General features: G+C 69.0%; 11 protein-coding genes and 2 pseudogenes. 5 read left to right on the plus strand and 8 right to left on the minus strand.

Annotated elements, in window-relative coordinates; all coding sequences use genetic code 11:
• Positions 1-30: 30 nt before the first annotated feature.
• From HV742_RS11945 to urtA, 6 genes are read right to left on the minus strand one after another with little or no spacing between them, the layout of a single operon-like run.
• Positions 31-429 carry a DUF2946 domain-containing protein gene (locus HV742_RS11945; protein WP_059272431.1) on the minus strand — a complete coding sequence of 133 codons (399 nt, stop codon included), beginning with the start codon at positions 427-429 and terminating at the stop codon, positions 31-33.
• 25 nt (positions 430-454) lie between these two features.
• Entirely contained in the window at positions 455-1,153 is a 699-nt protein-coding gene (gene urtE, locus HV742_RS11950; RefSeq protein WP_020926614.1) for an urea ABC transporter ATP-binding subunit UrtE, read from the minus strand.
• A 1-nt stretch (position 1,154) separates the two neighbouring features.
• Positions 1,155-1,994: an urea ABC transporter ATP-binding protein UrtD gene (gene urtD / locus HV742_RS11955; protein ID WP_175145262.1), complete on the minus strand. Its 840-nt coding sequence runs from the start codon at positions 1,992-1,994 to the stop codon at positions 1,155-1,157.
• Positions 1,991-3,118, minus strand: a complete 1,128-nt coding sequence (urtC, locus tag HV742_RS11960) for an urea ABC transporter permease subunit UrtC (RefSeq protein ID WP_020926616.1) — start codon at positions 3,116-3,118, stop codon at positions 1,991-1,993. The genes urtD and urtC overlap by 4 nt, the downstream gene beginning before the upstream one ends.
• Positions 3,115-4,746: an urea ABC transporter permease subunit UrtB gene (urtB, locus tag HV742_RS11965; RefSeq protein ID WP_049075705.1), complete on the minus strand. Its 1,632-nt coding sequence runs from the start codon at positions 4,744-4,746 to the stop codon at positions 3,115-3,117. Before urtB ends, urtC begins: the two co-directional genes overlap by 4 nt.
• Positions 4,747-4,767: 21 nt before the next feature.
• Positions 4,768-6,021 (minus strand): urea ABC transporter substrate-binding protein, encoded by a 1,254-nt coding sequence (urtA, locus tag HV742_RS11970; protein ID WP_047993316.1) that lies wholly within the window; start codon positions 6,019-6,021, stop codon positions 4,768-4,770.
• A gap of 405 nt (positions 6,022-6,426) precedes the next feature.
• Between urtA and atzF the strand changes: the two genes are divergently transcribed.
• Both atzF and uca read left to right on the plus strand, forming a co-directional pair.
• Positions 6,427-8,259 (plus strand): allophanate hydrolase, encoded by a 1,833-nt coding sequence (atzF, locus tag HV742_RS11975; protein WP_175145264.1) that lies wholly within the window; start codon positions 6,427-6,429, stop codon positions 8,257-8,259.
• A gap of 26 nt (positions 8,260-8,285) precedes the next feature.
• Positions 8,286-11,717, plus strand: a pseudogene (gene uca / locus HV742_RS11980) (urea carboxylase); the annotation flags it as partial.
• Here uca and HV742_RS11985 read toward each other — a convergent pair.
• Together HV742_RS11985 and HV742_RS11990 are read right to left on the minus strand one after the other, a co-directional pair.
• Positions 11,697-12,332: pseudogene (locus HV742_RS11985) on the minus strand (ammonium transporter family protein); the annotation flags it as partial. The pseudogenes uca and HV742_RS11985 overlap by 21 nt on opposite strands.
• Positions 12,333-12,363: 31 nt before the next feature.
• Positions 12,364-12,702, minus strand: coding sequence for a P-II family nitrogen regulator (locus HV742_RS11990; RefSeq protein WP_006218735.1), 339 nt, complete (start codon positions 12,700-12,702; stop codon positions 12,364-12,366).
• Positions 12,703-13,245: 543 nt separating this feature from the next.
• On the opposite strand from HV742_RS11990, the gene HV742_RS11995 reads away from it, so the two are divergent.
• The 3 genes from HV742_RS11995 to HV742_RS12005 all read left to right on the plus strand — a co-directional run bounded on the left by HV742_RS11995 (position 13,246) and on the right by HV742_RS12005 (position 15,710).
• Positions 13,246-13,680: a DUF5339 family protein gene (locus HV742_RS11995; protein WP_049075039.1), complete on the plus strand. Its 435-nt coding sequence runs from the start codon at positions 13,246-13,248 to the stop codon at positions 13,678-13,680.
• Between the two features lie 150 nt (positions 13,681-13,830).
• Positions 13,831-14,082, plus strand: a complete 252-nt coding sequence (locus tag HV742_RS12000; RefSeq protein WP_006394062.1) for an accessory factor UbiK family protein — start codon at positions 13,831-13,833, stop codon at positions 14,080-14,082.
• A gap of 86 nt (positions 14,083-14,168) precedes the next feature.
• Positions 14,169-15,710, plus strand: coding sequence for a YifB family Mg chelatase-like AAA ATPase (locus HV742_RS12005; RefSeq protein WP_059269780.1), 1,542 nt, complete (start codon positions 14,169-14,171; stop codon positions 15,708-15,710).
• Positions 15,711-15,961 lie beyond the last annotated feature (251 nt).

Below are 15,961 nucleotides of genomic sequence, written 5' to 3' on the forward strand. Positions count from 1 at the left end.
GGCCGTCCTCGGGGAACGGCGTGCGCGCGCTCAGGCCGCGGGCGGGGCGCGCGGCTGGGCCGCGTGCCAGGCGTGGAGCGGGTGCGCGGCGCGGTAGAACAGCGCCGGGTAGGTGACGCCGCCGCTGGCGGGCGCCGGCAGCACGGTCAGGGGAGCGGGAGGGAGGCCGAGGTCGGCCTGGGGGTTGCGGCAGAACGGGCAGTGGTTGCTGTCGCCGTGGTGGGCGGCGTGGTCGCCGGCCGGGTCATCGCCCTGCACCTCGATGGTCAGGGACGAGCGGCCCTCGGGGGCGCAGTAGTCCACGCTGACCTGGCGGCTGGCATTGGGCAGGTGATTGCCATGCGCCAGCGACGGAACCAGCGACGCCCACAGGATCGCGATCAGCGCGATCCAGGCGTAGCCGCGGTTCAGGAAGTGGGCGAGGTGCATGACGGCGCATTATATCCAAGCCCTTTCAGACGGAAAGATGGCGCCGCACGTCCTCGCCGTCGATGGCGGCGCGGTCGCCGCTGGCCACCACCTCGCCGCGCGACAGCACCACGAAGCGGTCGGCCAGCTCGCGGGCGAAATCGAAGTACTGCTCGCACAGCAGGATGGCGATGTCGCCGCGCTGGCGCAGCATGTGGATGACGCGGCCGATGTCCTTGATGATCGAGGGCTGGATGCCCTCGGTCGGCTCATCCAGGATGATCAGCTTGGGCTCGGCCACCAGCGCGCGGGCGATCGCAAGCTGTTGCTGCTGGCCGCCGGACAGGTCGCCGCCGCGCCGCGCCAGCATGCTCTTGAGCACCGGGAACAGCTCGAACACTTCCTCCTTGATGCGGCGCGCGCGCGCCGCCGGCTTGGTCGCCATGCCCATCAGGATGTTCTCTTCCACCGTGAGCCGGGCGAAGATGTCGCGGCCCTGCGGCACGTAGGCCATGCCGCGCGCGGCGCGCTGGTGCGGCGCCAGGCGGGTGACGTCGGCGCCGTCGAAACCGATGGCGCCGCGCGCCACCGGCAGCACGCCCATCACGCACTTGAGCAGGGTGGTCTTGCCGACGCCATTGCGGCCCAGCAGCGCCAGGCATTCGCCCTGGTTCACGGCCAGCGATACGCCGCGCAGGGTATGGCTGCCGCCGTAGTACTGGTCGATGGTGTTCACGTTCAGCATGTCAGCGCCCCAGGTAGACTTCGATCACGCGCGGGTCGGCCTGCACCTTGGCCATCGGCCCCTCGGCCAGCACCGAGCCCTCGTGCAGCACGGTCACCTTGCCGTCGCCGGCGATCTGGTTGACGAAATCCATGTCGTGCTCGACCACCATCAGCGAATGGCGGCCGCGCAGTTCGTTGAGCAGTTCGCCGGTGCGCTCGGTCTCGGCGTCGGTCATGCCGGCCACCGGCTCGTCCAGCAGCAGCAACTGCGGTTCCTGCATCAGCAGCATGCCGATCTCCAGCCATTGCTTCTGGCCGTGCGACAGCAGGCCGGCGGGGCGGAAGGCCTCGGGCCGCAGCCGGATCAGGTCGAGCGTCTCGCCGATGCGGTCGGCCTGCTCGCCGGTCAGGCGCGCGAACAGCGTGGGCCGCACGCGCTTGTCGGTCTTCATCGCCAATTCCAGGTTCTCGAACACCGTGTGCTGCTCGAACACGGTGGGGCGCTGGAACTTGCGGCCGATGCCGGCGTGCGCGATCTGCGCCTCGCTCAGCGTGGTCAGGTCGATGCTCTGGCCGAAGAACGCGGTGCCGGCGGTGGGGCGCGTCTTGCCGGTGATGACGTCCATCATGGTGGTCTTGCCGGCGCCGTTGGGGCCGATGATGCAGCGCAGTTCGCCCACGCCGATGTCCAGCGTCAGGTCGTTGAGCGCCTTGAAGCCGTCGAAGCTGACGGTGATGCCTTCCAGGTACAGGATGGCGCCGTGGCTGGTGTCCAGGCCCTTGGGGCTGACGCGGCCGTAGCCGGCCTCGCCGCTGGGGCCGCCATCGAGCATGGCGCTTTCGATATGGGTGCTGGTCATGCGCGTCGCTCCTGGTAGCGGGCGGCCAGGCGCCGGGCCAGGCCGACGATGCCGGTGGGCAGGAAGAGGGTCACCAGCACGAAGATCAGGCCCAGCGCGTACAGCCAGAATTCGGGCAGCACGCTGGTGAACCAGGTCTTCAGGCCGTTCACCGCGCCGGCGCCGATGATGGGGCCGATCAGCGTGCCGCGGCCGCCGGTGGCCACCCAGATCACCATCTCGATGGAGTTCTCGGTGGACATCTCGCTGGGGTTGATGATGCCGACCTGCGGCACGTATAGCGCCCCGGCGATGCCGCACAGCACCGCCGACAGCGTCCACACGAACAGCTTGAAGCCGAGCGGGTCGTAGCCGATGAAGCGCAGCCGGCTCTCGGCGTCGCGCACCGCCGTCAGCACCCGGCCCAGCTTGGACTGGGTGACGGCGCGCGCCAGCACCAGCGCGCCGGCCAGCGCCGCCAGCGTGATCCAGTACAGCGCGGCGCGGGTGCCGGGCGCGGTGATGTCGAAGCCCAGGATGCGCTTGAAGTCGGTGAAGCCGTTGTTGCCGCCAAAGCCGGTGTCGTTGCGGAAGAACAGCAGCATGGCGGCGAAGGTCAGCGCCTGCGTGATGATGGAGAAATACACGCCCTTGATGCGCGAGCGGAAGGCGAAGTAGCCGAACACGAAGGCCAGCACGCCCGGCACCAGCACCACCAGCAGCATGGCATAGGCGAAGTGGTCGGTGAAGGCCCAGTACCAGGGGTAGTCCTTCCAGTCCAGGAACACCATGAAGTCCGGCAGCCGGCTCTGGTAGACGCCGTCCTGGCCGATGGCGCGCATCAGGTACATGCCGTGGGCGTAGCCTCCCAGCGCGAAGAACAGGCCATGACCCAGCGACAGGATGCCGGCGTAGCCCCACACCAGGTCCAGTGCCAGCGCCGCCAGGGCGTAGCACATGAACTTGCCCAGCAGCGCCACGGCGTAGGCCGAGATGTGCAGCGGATGGCCGGCGGGAAACGCCAGGTTCAGCAGCGGCACCAGCGCCAGCAGCAGCACGCCCGCGCCCAGCGCGGCCCAGGCGCGGCCATTGAACAGGGGCCGGCGCGCCAGCAGGTTGAAATCGGTCAGCGCGGTCTGCTTCATTCGACGCTCCGGCCGCGCGGGGCGAACAGGCCTTGCGGCCGCTTCTGCACGAAAAGCACGATGAGCACCAGGATGGTGATCTTGGCCATGACCGCTCCCGCGTAAGGCTCCAGGAATTTGTTGACGCCGCCCAGGCCGAGCGCGGCGATGACGGTGCCGGCCAGCTGGCCGACGCCGCCCAGCACCACCACCATGAAGGAATCGACGATGTAGCCGCGGCCCAGGTCCGGGCCCACGTTGCCCAACTGCGACAGCGCCACGCCGGCCAGTCCGGCAATGCCAGAGCCCAGCCCGAACGCCAGCATGTCGACGCGGCCGGTGGGCACGCCGACGCAATCGGCCATGCGCCGGTTCTGGGTAATGGCGCGCACGAACAGGCCCAGCCGCGTGTGGTTCAGCAGCGCCCACACCAGGAACACCACGAACAATGCGAAGCCGATGATGACCAGCCGGTTGTAGGTCAGCACCAGGCCGCCCAGCACGGTGAAGCCGCCGGACATCCAGCTCGGGTTGCCCACTTCCACGTTCTGCGCGCCGAACAGCGTGCGCACGCCCTGCATCAGCATCAGGCTGATGCCCCAGGTGGCCAGCAGCGTCTCCAGCGGCCGGCCGTAGAGCCAGCGGATCACGGTGCGTTCCAGCGCCATGCCGACCAGCGCGGTGACCACGAAGGCCAGCGGCAGCGCCGCCGCCACGTACCAGTCGAGCCAGCCCGGCAGCCAGGCGCGGAACGCCGTCTGCACCAGGTAGGTGACGTAGGCGCCGATCATCAGCAGCTCGCCGTGCGCCATGTTGATGACGCCCATCAGGCCGAAGGTGATGGCCAGCCCCAGCGCCGCCAGCAGCAGCACGCTGCCCAGGCTGAGACCGTAGAACAGGTTGCCGGCCCACTCGATGGTGGCCAGGTGGCGGTCGATGCGCTTGAGCGCGTTGGCGGCCGCTTCGCGCACGCCGGCGTCCGGTTCGGCGTAGACGCCGTCCTGCTGTTGCGTCAGCGCCGCCAGCGTCGGCCGGAAGGCGGCGTTGTCGGTGCGGCCGAGCAGATCGACCGCGTGGCGCCGCACGGCGGGGTCGGCGCTCTTGAGTTCGAGATTGGCCTGCGCGATTTCCAGCGCGGCGCGCACGGCCGGGTCTTTTTCGGCGGCCAGCGCCTTCTCCAGTAGCGGCAGGCGGGCGGGATCGCCGGTCTGTTGCAGGCGGCGGGCGGCGGCCAGCCGTTCCTGCGGGTTGTCGGAGAACAGGCGCGAACCGGCCAGCGCCGCTTCGATCGCGCGCCGCAAGCGGTTGTTGATGCCGATGGCGGCGGCCTCGGGCGGCAGCGCCAGGGAAGCGCCGGTGGCCGGATCGGTGGCCTGGCCCTTGCCGTCGCCGATCAGCACGCGGCCGTCCGGCAGCGCATACAGCTGGTCATTGCCCAGCGCCTGCAACACGGCGGCCGCGCCCGGGCCGGGCTGCTGGCCCAGGGCGGCGATGGCCTGCAGCCGGGCGTCGGTGTCGTCGCCCGCCAGCGGCGCCAGCAGCGCCGGGTCCACGCCCGGCGCGGCCGCGTGGGCGGCCAGCGCCGGCGCGGCCAGCAGCCATGCAAGCAGGAGGTGACGCAGGAATTTCGCGATGACCGCATTCAGCATGGCTGCGCTTCCGGTTCCGGTTTAAAGGCCTTGCTTGCTTTCGTTGCCCGGGATGTACGGGCTCCACGGTTGCGCGCGGATCGGGCCCTTGCTCTTCCAGACCACGTTGAACTGGCCGTCCGCCTTGATCTCGCCGATGTAGACCGGCTTGTGCAGGTGGTGGTTGGTCTTGTCCATCTCGATCGAGAAGCCGCTCGGCGAATTGAACTTCTGGCCGCCCATGGCCGCGATCACCTTGTCGACGTCGGTGGTCTTGGCCTGTTCGACCGCCTGCTTCCACATGTGGATGCCGATGTAGGTGGCTTCCATCGGGTCGTTGGTGACCACGGTGTTGGCGTTGGGCAGGTTCTTGGCCTTGGCGTAGGCCTTCCACTTCTTGATGAATTCCTCGTTGACCGGGTTCTTGATCGACTCGAAGTAGTTCCAGGCGGCCAGGTGACCCACCAGCGGCTTGGTGTCGACGCCGCGCAGTTCTTCCTCGCCCACCGAGAACGCCACCACCGGCACGTCGGTGGCCTTCAGGCCGGCGTTGCCCAGTTCCTTGTAGAACGGCACGTTGGAGTCGCCGTTGATGGTGGAGATGACGGCGGTCTTGCCGCCGGCGGCGAACTTCTTGATGTTGGCGACGATGGTCTGGTAGTCGGAATGGCCGAACGGGGTGTAGACCTCGTCGATGTCGCTGTCCTTGACGCCCTTGGAGTGCAGGAAGGCGCGCAGGATCTTGTTGGTGGTGCGCGGGTACACATAGTCGGTGCCCAGCAGCACGAAGCGCTTGGCGCCGCCGCCGTCTTCGCTCATCAGGTATTCCACGGCCGGAATCGCCTGCTGGTTGGGCGCGGCGCCGGTGTAGAACACGTTCTTCTCCAGTTCCTCGCCTTCGTATTGCACCGGGTAGAACAGCAGGCCGTTCAGTTCCTTGAACACCGGCAGCACCGACTTGCGCGACACCGAGGTCCAGCAGCCGAACACCACCGCCACCTTGTCCTGCGACAGCAGCTGGCGCGACTTCTCGGCGAACAGCGGCCAGTTCGAGGCCGGGTCGACCACCACCGCTTCGAGCTTCTTGCCCATCACGCCGCCGTTGGCGTTGATCTCGTCGATGGTCATCAGGGCCACGTCCTTGAGCGACGTCTCCGAGATGGCCATGGTGCCCGACAGCGAATGCAGGATGCCGACCTTGATGGTGTCTTCGGCGGCGAACAGTTGCGGCATCCAGCCGGACATGGCCAATAGGCTGGCGGCGGTCAATTGCTTGAGGGCTAGTCTGCGTTTCATGGTGACTCCTGGATGGGAAGAAGCCGGCGGCGCCGGCGATAACGGTCTCAAAGCCTGGGACTGCATCCAACTACCTCTGCGCGCGGCCCTGCCGAAGCAAGGGCGTGACCAGGACTCAAAAGCAAAAGGCGTGCCAGGCGCATCGGGGGCGCGATGCGCTGTATGGAGCGATAGGGAAAAGGGGCATGCCGGCGGTGGCGGCGGGACGACGACGGCACGGTTCAATCTGGTGCCGCGTGCACAAAATCGGTGCGGACCTTGCCCGCTCCGGGTGCGGCGGCCAAGCGCGTGAGGCGCCCGGCGTGGCGCCGCCACCCGGCGCGCGCAGTGGCGGCGCGGGGCGCGGCCGACATGGCACGCGTATTGCTTGGGAATCCGTACTTGTATACAAGAGAGGATTCCAGCATGAATGCCGTAGCAACGCAGCAGGGCCCCATCGGTTGGACGATCGCGCAATGGCTGTCGGCCTATGAAAACGACGGGGTGACCCCGGATACGTTGTTGCCGTCCCTGTTGCCCGCGCCGGACGCCGCCGCCGATAACGCGTGGATCTCGCGGGTCAGCGCGCCGGTGCTGGCGCGCCAGCTCGACGACCTGCGCCTGCTGCTGGCCGCCGCCGGCGGCGACCGCGCCCGCCTGCCGCTGTACGGCGTGCCGTTCGCCATCAAGGACAACATCGACGCGGCCGGCTGGCCGACCACGGCGGCCTGCCCCGAGTTCGCCTACACGCCGGACGAAGACGCCACCGTCGTGCGGCGCCTGCGCGCGGCCGGCGCCATCCTGATCGGCAAGACCAACCTCGACCAGTTCGCCACGGGCCTGGTCGGCACCCGCTCGCCGCATGGCGCGGTGGCCAACAGCTTCAACCCCGAATACATCAGTGGCGGCTCCAGTTCCGGCTCCGCCTCGGTGGTGGCGCGCGGGCTGGTGGCGTTTTCGCTGGGCACCGACACCGCGGGCTCGGGCCGCGTGCCGGCGGGCTTCAACAATATCGTCGGCCTGAAGCCGACCAAGGGCTGGCTCAGCACCGCCGGCGTGGTGCCGGCCTGCCGCACGCAGGACTGCGTGTCGATCTTCGCGCTGACGGTGGACGATGCCGAACGCGTGGCCGGCATCGCCGGGGGCTATGACGAGCGCGATCCGTATTCGCGCGCGCAGCCGGCCGGCGCCGCCGCGCCCTGGCCCGCCACGCCGCGGCTGGCCGTGCCGGATCGCCTGGAGTTCTTCGGCGACGCGCAGGCCGGCGCCGCGTTTGAGGCGGCGGTGCAGGCGCTCAAGGCCGCGGGCGCGGTGATCGAGCCGATTGATTTCTCGCCTTTCGCCGAGCTGGCGGCGCTGCTGTATCAAGGCCCCTGGGTGGCCGAGCGTTTCGCCGCCGTTGAGTCGCTGTGGCGCGACAAGCCCGAGGCCATCCATCCGGTGGTGCGCGGCATCGTCGAGGGCGCGGCCAACTACGACGCGCTCGACGCCTTCAAGGCCGAGTACCGTCGCGCCGAGCTGACGCGCCGCATCCACCAGTCGCTGCAAGGCTTCGACGCGCTGGTGGTGCCGACCTCGCCGTCGATCTACACCATCGCGCAGTTGCAGGCCGACCCGGTGCGTCTCAATTCGCAGTTGGGCATCTACACCAACTTCGCCAACCTGGCAGACCTGTCCGCGCTCGCGCTGCCAGCGGGCATGCGCGGCGACGGCCTGCCGGCCGGCATCACGCTGATCGGCATGGCCTGGCAGGACCGCGCCCTGGCGCGCTTCGGCCGCCAATGGCAGGCGCTGCGCGGCCTGCCGCTGGGCGCCACGGGCCAGCCGCTGCCGCCGATGGGGCCGCCCGCCGCCGACCCGGAACTGCTGCGCGTGGCCGTGGTGGGCGCGCACCTGACCGGCATGCCCCTGAACCACCAACTGACCTCGCGCCGCGCGGTGCTGGTCGAAAAGACCCGCACCGCCGCCGACTACCGGCTCTATGCGCTGGCCAACACCACGCCGCCCAAGCCGGGGTTGGTGAAGTCCGACAGCGGCGCGCCGATCGAGGTGGAGCTGTGGGACATCCCGCTGGCGGCGTTCGGCGCCTTCGTGGCCGAGATCCCCGCGCCGCTGGGCATCGGCACGCTGACGCTGCATGACGGCCGCCAGGTCAAGGGCTTCATCTGCGAGCCGCGCGGCCTGGAGGGCGCGCGCGACATCACCGCCTTCGGCGGCTGGCGCGCCTACCTCGCCAGCCTGAACGCCACCCCCCGCTAATGCCAATCGCCCCTGGGAGCCGAACCGTGTTCGATACCGTCCTCATCGCCAACCGTGGCGAAATCGCCGTCCGCGCCATCCGTACCCTGAAACGCCTGGGCATCCGCAGCGTTGCCGTGTATTCCGATCCCGACCGCAATGCGGCCCATGTGCGCGAGGCCGACGTGGCCGTGGCCCTGGGCGGCGAGAAGGCCGTCGACAGCTATCTGCGCACCGACCTGCTGCTGGCGGCCGCGCGCGAGCACGGCGCACAGGCCATCTACCCCGGCTACGGCTTCCTGTCGGAGAGCGCCGAGTTCGCGGAAGCCTGCGGGGCCGCGGGCATTGCCTTCGTCGGCCCCACGCCGCTGCAGATCCGGGAGTTCGGCCTGAAGCACCGCTCGCGTGAACTGGCGGCCGAAGCCGGCGTGCCGATGACCCCCGGCACGGGCCTGCTGGCCAGCCTGGGCGAGGCGCTGACGCAGGCCGAGCGCATCGGCTATCCGGTGATGCTCAAGAGCACCGCGGGCGGCGGCGGCATCGGCCTGTCGCGTTGCGACAACGAGGCCGAACTGACGGTGGCGTTCGACAGCGTGCAGCGCATGGGCGAGCATTTCTTCCGCGACGGCGGCGCCTTCATCGAGCGTTATGTGGACAACGCCCGCCACGTCGAGGTGCAGATCTTCGGCGACGGCGCCGGCCGCGTGCTGGCGCTGGGCGAGCGCGATTGCTCGGTGCAGCGGCGCAACCAGAAGGTGATCGAGGAAACTCCCGCGCCGCACCTGCCGGCCGCGACCCGCGCGGCGCTGCTGGCGGCGGCGGTCAAGCTGGGCGAGTCGGTGGCCTACCGCTCGGCCGGCACGGTCGAATTCATCTACGATCCGGCGCGCGACAGCTTCTATTTCCTGGAGGTCAACACCCGCCTGCAGGTGGAGCACCCGGTGACCGAGGCGGTGACCGGGCTGGACCTGATCGAATGCATGCTGCGCGTGGCGGCGGGCGAGCCGCTCGACCTGGCCGCGATGTCGCGCGCGCCGCAAGGCGCGTCGATCGAGGTGCGGCTGTACGCCGAAGACCCGCTGCGCCAGTTCCAGCCGTCGCCCGGCGTGCTGACGGAGGTGCATTTTCCTGAAGGCGTGCGCCTGGACGGCTGGGTCGCGACGGGCACCGAGGTGCCGCCGTTCTACGACCCGATGCTGGCCAAGCTGATCGTGCACGCCGACACCCGCGAGGCCGCGCTCGACAAGCTGGCGGACGCGCTGGCGCACACCCGCCTGCACGGCATCGCCACCAACCTGGACTACCTGCGCCAGATCGTGGCCGACGCGCGCTTCCGCGCCGGCCAGCTGTCGACGCGCTTCCTGGAAGGCTTCACCTACCGGCCCGCGGCCATCGAGGTGCTGGAAGCCGGCACCTACACCAGCGTGCAGGATTACCCGGGCCGCACCGGCTATTGGGACATCGGCGTGCCGCCGTCGGGGCCGATGGACGACTACGCTTTCCGCCTGGCCAACCGCATCGTCGGCAACGCGCCCGACGCCGCCGGCATCGAGGCCACGCTGGTCGGGCCGACGCTGCGCTTTCATGGCGATGCCATCGTCGCGCTCACCGGCGCCGAATGCGCCGCCACGCTCGATGGCGCGCCGGTGCCGATGTGGCAGCCGGTCACGGTGCGCGCGGGCCAGGTGCTGGCCACGGGCCGCGCCCTGTCCGGCTGCCGCACGTACCTGGCGGTGCGCAACGGGCTGGACGTGCCGGTCTACCTGGGCAGCCGCTCGACCTTCGCGCTGGGCCAGTTCGGCGGCCACGCCGGCCGCACGCTGCGGGTCGGCGACATGCTGCCGCTGGTGCGTCCCGAGCTGCCGGCCGCGAACGCCCAGGCGCCCGTGAGCGCGCCGCAGGCCGCGCCGGCCGAACTGATTCCCGCCTATGGCAACACCTGGGAGATCGGCGTGCTGTACGGCCCGCATGGCGCGCCGGACTTCTTCCGCCCCGAGGCCATCGAGGCCCTCTTCGCCGCCGATTGGGAGGTGCACTACAACTCCAATCGCCTGGGGGTGCGCCTGACCGGCCCCAAGCCCACCTGGGCGCGTGAGAACGGCGGCGAGGCCGGCCTGCATCCGTCCAACATCCATGACTGCGAATACGCCATCGGCAGCATCAACTTCACCGGCGACAGCCCGGTGATCCTGACGCGCGACGGTCCCAGCCTGGGCGGTTTCGTCTGCCCGGTGACGATCGCGCGCGCCGAACTGTGGAAGGTGGGGCAGGTCAAGCCGGGCGACCGCATCCGCTTCGTGCGCATCGACTACGCCGAGGCGGTGGCGCGCGAGGCCGCGCAGGACCGCAGCGTGGAGCAGTTGCGCGCCGTGGCGCCGCAGGCCACCACGCCCTCGGCGCTGCCCGCCACGGCCTCGGAGACCATCATCGCGGCGCTGCCGGCGACGGGCAGCCGGCCGTCGGTGTCGTACCGCCAGGCGGGCGACGGCTACCTGCTGCTGGAGTATGGCGACAACGTGCTCGACCTGGCGCTGCGCATGCGCATCCACCTGCTGATGGAGGCGCTGGCGGCGCGGCCGATCGATGGCGTGCGCGAGCTGTCGCCGGGCGTGCGCTCGCTGCAGATCCGCTACGACAGCCGCGTGATTCTGCAACAGGCGCTGATCGCGCGGCTGCTGGAGATCGAAACACAGTTGGCCGACGTGGCGACGCTGAAGGTGCCGACCCGCGTGGTCTACCTGCCGATGGCGTTCGAGGATTCGGCCACGCTGGGCGCGGTGCAGCGCTACCAGGAAACCGTGCGCGCCAGCGCGCCGTGGCTGCCGAACAATGTCGACTTCATCCAGCGCATCAACGGCCTGGCCAGCCGCGAGGACGTGCGCCGTATCGTGTTCGACGCCAGCTACCTCATCATGGGCCTGGGCGATGTCTACCTGGGCGCGCCGTGCGCGGTGCCGATCGATCCGCGCCATCGGCTGCTGACGTCCAAGTACAACCCGGCGCGCACCTTCACGGCCGAGGGCACGGTGGGCATCGGCGGCGTCTACATGTGCATCTACGGCATGGATTCGCCCGGCGGCTACCAGCTGGTGGGCCGCACGCTGCCGATCTGGAACAAGTTCCTGAAGAACCCGGTGTTCCAGGACGGCAAGCCGTGGCTGCTGCGCTTTTTCGACCAGGTGCGTTTCTATCCGGTGAGCGAGGCCGAACTCGATACGCTGCGCGAGGACTTCCGCGAGGGCCGCGCCACGGTGCGGATCGAGGAGGAGGTGTTCGACTTCGCCGCGCACCAGCGCTTCCTGGCCGAGCAGGCCGACAGCATCGGCGCGTTCCAGGCGCGCCAGAAGACGGCGTTCGACGCCGAGGTGGCGCTGTGGAAGCACGAGGACGTGGCGGTGGCGCCGGCCGAGGCCGCGCCCGAGACGCAGACCCCGTTGCGCGATGGCGAACGGCTGGTCAGCGCCGACATCGAAGGTCATCGGCAGGTTGTGCGGCTGCATGGCTTCGCGGCCGTAGCCGACGCGCTTGCCGACCACGTAGGCGCCCACCAGACCGGCCACGCCAGCATTGATGTGCACCACGGTGCCGCCGGCGAAGTCCAGCGCGCCCTTGGCGTTGAGCAGGCCCGGGGCCGTTTCGGACGCGAACCAGACCATGTGCGCGATGGGAATATAGGCGAAGGTGAACCAGATCACCGTGAACACCAGCACCGCCGAGAAGCGGGCGCGTTCGGCGAAGCTGCCGACGATCAGCGCGCAGGTGATGCCGGCGAAGGTGGCCTGGAACGAGGCGAACAGCAGTTCGGTCAGCGAGTTCGACATGGCGTACTTGCCATCCGCCGGATTGAACATGCCCGAGAAGAAGGCGCGCGAGAGGCCGCCGAAGAACGCGTTGCCTTCGGTGAAGGCGAGGGAATAACCGTAGATGAACCAGAGGACCAGGCCCAGCACGAACGTGCACATCACTTGCAGCAGCACCGACAGCACGTTCTTGCTGCGTACCAGGCCGCCGTAGAACATCGCCAGACCGGGTACGGCCATCATCAATACGAGAAGGGTAGAGACGAGCAACCAGGAGATATCTGCTTTATCCATTTTCAGGCTCCAATGAGTCTTTCTTATTTGTCTACAGCGCAGCTTCGCCGGCTTCGCCCGTGCGGATACGGATCACTTGTTCAAGGGGGGCGGCGAAGATCTTGCCGTCGCCGATCTTGCCGGTGCGGGCGGCTTGTTCAATGGCTTCGATGACCTGGTCGACCAGGTGGTCGGGCACGGCGGCTTCGACGCGCAGCTTCGGCAGGAAGTCGACCGCGTATTCCGCGCCGCGATACAGCTCGGTGTGGCCCTTCTGGCGCCCGAACCCTTTCACTTCGGTAACGGTGAGGCCCTGGACGCCGATTCCGGATAGAGCCACCCGCACTTCGTCGAGCTTGAAGGGCTTGATGATGGCGATGATGAGTTTCATGGCATTTCCTCTCATGGTTGCACGTTGGCATCGTCCATCAAGCAAATTCCATGCCACCATGGGCGGCACCCGCAGGGCGGGAGGGCAGGCGCTTTTATTGTGCCTGTGCGCACCAATATAGTGCGTCGTGCACCATACGTCAGCCTCAATTCGGTGCATCGCGTGGTCCGTGAGGGATGCAACGGAATATGTTCCCACGCCGCCATTTGTTGCGAGTTGATGCCAGCCCTGTTGCGATTTGTCGTGTTGCTCCGTTGGCGCTCGGTCATCCGGTGGACAGGGCTCGCGGGCCGGGGAACCTTGCTGGCCGGGCTTCACGCGGCAGGAACGATATCTGTCAGGCGGTTGAAAGCAGGCCGCAACGATCCATAAAACGGGGGCGGGGCGTGATACGAGGGTTTACACGCATAAGCTTGTTGCCAAAGGTTGGGTGAAGAAGAATCAAGTCCAGCTCATGGCGGTATCTGGGCCTGATCGGGCCGCGGCAACAGGGTTCCGGCGTTGCGGCTCTCTGAATACCAAAAAGCAAGAAAGGAAAGAGGAATGATGACGACCCAACGCAAAACCTTTGCCGTGTTGGCCTTGACCGCCGCGCTGGCTGCCCTGGCCGGCTGCAACAAGAGCGACGAAAAAGTCGCGCCGCCCGCGGCTTCGACCACGCCAGCACCTTCGACCACGACGCCTGGCACGCCGCCCGCGGCGACCACGCCGCCGGCCACCACCGCGCCGTCCAGCTCGGGCGCGCCTGCTGGCGCCACCGCCGGCCTGCCTGCCGAATGCGATGCCTATCTGACCAAGGTCAGCGCATGCATGGACAAGCTCGGCGCCTCCAATCCCGCCGCGGCCAGCTTCAAGCAGCAGCTCGATGCGGCCAAGACCCAGTGGGCCACGATCAGCGACAAGACGCAGCTGGCGGCCCAGTGCAAGCAGTCGGCGGACCTGTTTGCGCAGTCCGCTTCGCAGATGGGCTGCAAGTAAAGATGTTGGTAGGGGGTCGCCCCCAAGGCGGCCCGGTTTTCTCCTGTGCTTTGATGGGCGGTCACCGCATGCGGCCCGCCCTCTTTTTTTGCCTGCGGGGCGCGCCGGGAAAGCACTACACTTGAGGCATCAAGAACACGTGAGGCCGCTATGAACAATCGCACCCAGTGGATGGAAGACATCCAGAAGAACATTTCCGACCTGATCGCCCGCAGCCCGGCCGCGGATGTCGAGCGCAACGTGCGCGCCATGATGACGCAGGCGTTTTCGAAGCTCGATCTGGTCACCCGCGAAGAGTTTGACGTGCAGGCCGACCTGCTGGCGCGCACCCGCGCCCGCGTCGACCAATTGGCCGCCACCGTCGAGCAACTGGAGTCGCGCCTGTCCGCCCTGGACAAGTAATCCGCGCGGGACACTTTTGCCACGGCCGCTTCCGCGGCCGTTTTCGTTTTCGGCATACTGGTCTTCGATCGCCACCGGAGACCGCCTTGACGCTTGCCGTAATCGCCAGCCGCACCCTCAGCGGCCTGCACGCCCACGCGGTGCGGGTCGAGACTCACCTGGGGCCGGGCCTGCCCAGCTTCAATGTGGTCGGGCTGCCCGACACCGAGGTCCGGGAAAGCCGCGAGCGCGTGCGCGCCGCCATCATCAACAGCGGCTTCAACTTTCCCGCTGGCCGCATCACGGTCAATCTGTCGCCGGCCGACATCCCCAAGGAATCCGGCCGCTTCGACCTCCCCATCGCCGTGGGCCTGCTGTTGGCCGCCGGGCAGCTGGCGCCGCAGGGTGAAGGCAGCTCGACTGATGGGGACCTGTCCCGAGCCGCGCCGGATCCGCTGCTGGCCGGCCTGGTGCTGGCGGGCGAACTGTCGCTGACGGGCGCGCTGGTACCCGTTGCCGCCGCCCTGGTGATTGCGCTGAGCGTGGCGCGGGAGTCGCCAGGGGCCACCCTGATCCTGCCGGCTGGCAGCGCCGAGCAGGCGGCCCGGGTCGAGGGTCTGCGGGTCTTGTCGGCCCGCAGCCTGGCGGACGTGGCGGCCCATGTGGCGGGCCTGTGCGGGTTGCCGGACGCCATTGCAGCCGCCTGGCCCGAGGCGCCGCCGGCGCCCTGCCTGTCGGATGTGCGGGGCCAGCCTGGGGCGCGGCGCGCCCTGGAGGTGGCGGCGGCGGGCGGCCACAGCCTGCTGATGGTCGGCCCCCCTGGGGCCGGCAAGAGCATGCTGGCCGCGCGCCTGCCTGGGCTGTTGCCGCCGCTGGCGCGGCCGCAGGCGCTGGAGGTCGCGGCCATCGCCGCGGTGGCGGGTGTGCCGGACACACGCATGGGCACGCCGCCGTTTCGCGCCCCGCATCACTCGGCGTCGGCCATCGCCATGGTGGGCGGCGGCGGCCGCCCGCGCCCGGGAGAGATCAGCCTGGCCCATCATGGCGTGCTGTTCCTGGACGAACTGCCCGAGTTCAGCCGGCGCACGCTCGAGGCGCTGCGCGAGCCGCTGGAGACGGGCAGGGTGGTCATCGCGCGCGCCCTGCATACCGCGCAGTTCCCCGCCCGCTTCCAATTGGTGGCGGCGATGAACCCCTGCCCCTGCGGTTGGCGCGGCCATCCTCGCCGCGCCTGCCAGTGCACGCCCGACCAGGTGGCGCGCTATGCAGGCAAGGTTTCGGGGCCGCTGCTCGACCGGATCGACCTGTATGTGACCCTGCCGCCGCCCGATCTGGACAGCCTGCAGGGCCCCCCCGGCGAGGCCTCGGCGCCGGTGCGGGCGCGAGTGGCGCGTTGCCGCGAACGCCAGCTGACACGGCAGGGCAAGCCCAATGCCGGCCTGACCGGCGCCGAACTGGAGCGTCATTGCCCCATGGACCCGTCCGCCCAGGCGCTGTTGCTACAGGCGATGCGGCGATTGGCGGGGTCCGGGCGGGCGCTGCATCGCGCCCTGCGGGTGGCACGGACCATCGCCGACCTGGACGAGGCCGATGCGCTGGAGGCCAGCCATGTGGCCCAGGCGGTGCAGTATCGACGGCCGGGGGTATGATCGCGAATCCTCCCCGGCGCGGGCGGGGCGCGTCCGCCTTGGTGCGTGGATCCGTTTCCCCTGGTTCCGTCCCTGGTTGCGCTGCCATGTCTTTGTCCGGCCCGGTGTCCCGGCTCGACAAAACCAGGGAAATCACCATATAATCAAAGGCTTTCCCGGATCCAGGCTACCTTTTTTGCCGCCGGTGCGGGGAAGACCGGGCCAAATGCCCTGGCGGCGGCCGAATGGCTGCAAGCCGGGATTCATGGCCC

This window comes from Achromobacter ruhlandii (assembly GCF_902859695.1).
Classification (GTDB): Bacteria; Pseudomonadota; Gammaproteobacteria; order Burkholderiales; family Burkholderiaceae_B; genus Achromobacter; species Achromobacter ruhlandii.

What these genes read in the sequence shown, in the direction of transcription:
- HV742_RS11945 (WP_059272431.1), bottom strand. Translation starts at nt 429, where the DNA reads ATGCACCTCGCCCACTTCCTGAACCGCGGCTACGCCTGGATCGCGCTG.
- urtE (WP_020926614.1), bottom strand. Translation starts at nt 1,153, where the DNA reads ATGCTGAACGTGAACACCATCGACCAGTACTACGGCGGCAGCCATACC.
- urtD (WP_175145262.1), bottom strand. Translation starts at nt 1,994, where the DNA reads ATGACCAGCACCCATATCGAAAGCGCCATGCTCGATGGCGGCCCCAGC.
- urtC (WP_020926616.1), bottom strand. Translation starts at nt 3,118, where the DNA reads ATGAAGCAGACCGCGCTGACCGATTTCAACCTGCTGGCGCGCCGGCCC.
- urtB (WP_049075705.1), bottom strand. Translation starts at nt 4,746, where the DNA reads ATGCTGAATGCGGTCATCGCGAAATTCCTGCGTCACCTCCTGCTTGCA.
- urtA (WP_047993316.1), bottom strand. Translation starts at nt 6,021, where the DNA reads ATGAAACGCAGACTAGCCCTCAAGCAATTGACCGCCGCCAGCCTATTG.
- atzF (WP_175145264.1), top strand. Translation starts at nt 6,427, where the DNA reads ATGAATGCCGTAGCAACGCAGCAGGGCCCCATCGGTTGGACGATCGCG.
- HV742_RS11990 (WP_006218735.1), bottom strand. Translation starts at nt 12,702, where the DNA reads ATGAAACTCATCATCGCCATCATCAAGCCCTTCAAGCTCGACGAAGTG.
- HV742_RS11995 (WP_049075039.1), top strand. Translation starts at nt 13,246, where the DNA reads ATGATGACGACCCAACGCAAAACCTTTGCCGTGTTGGCCTTGACCGCC.
- HV742_RS12000 (WP_006394062.1), top strand. Translation starts at nt 13,831, where the DNA reads ATGAACAATCGCACCCAGTGGATGGAAGACATCCAGAAGAACATTTCC.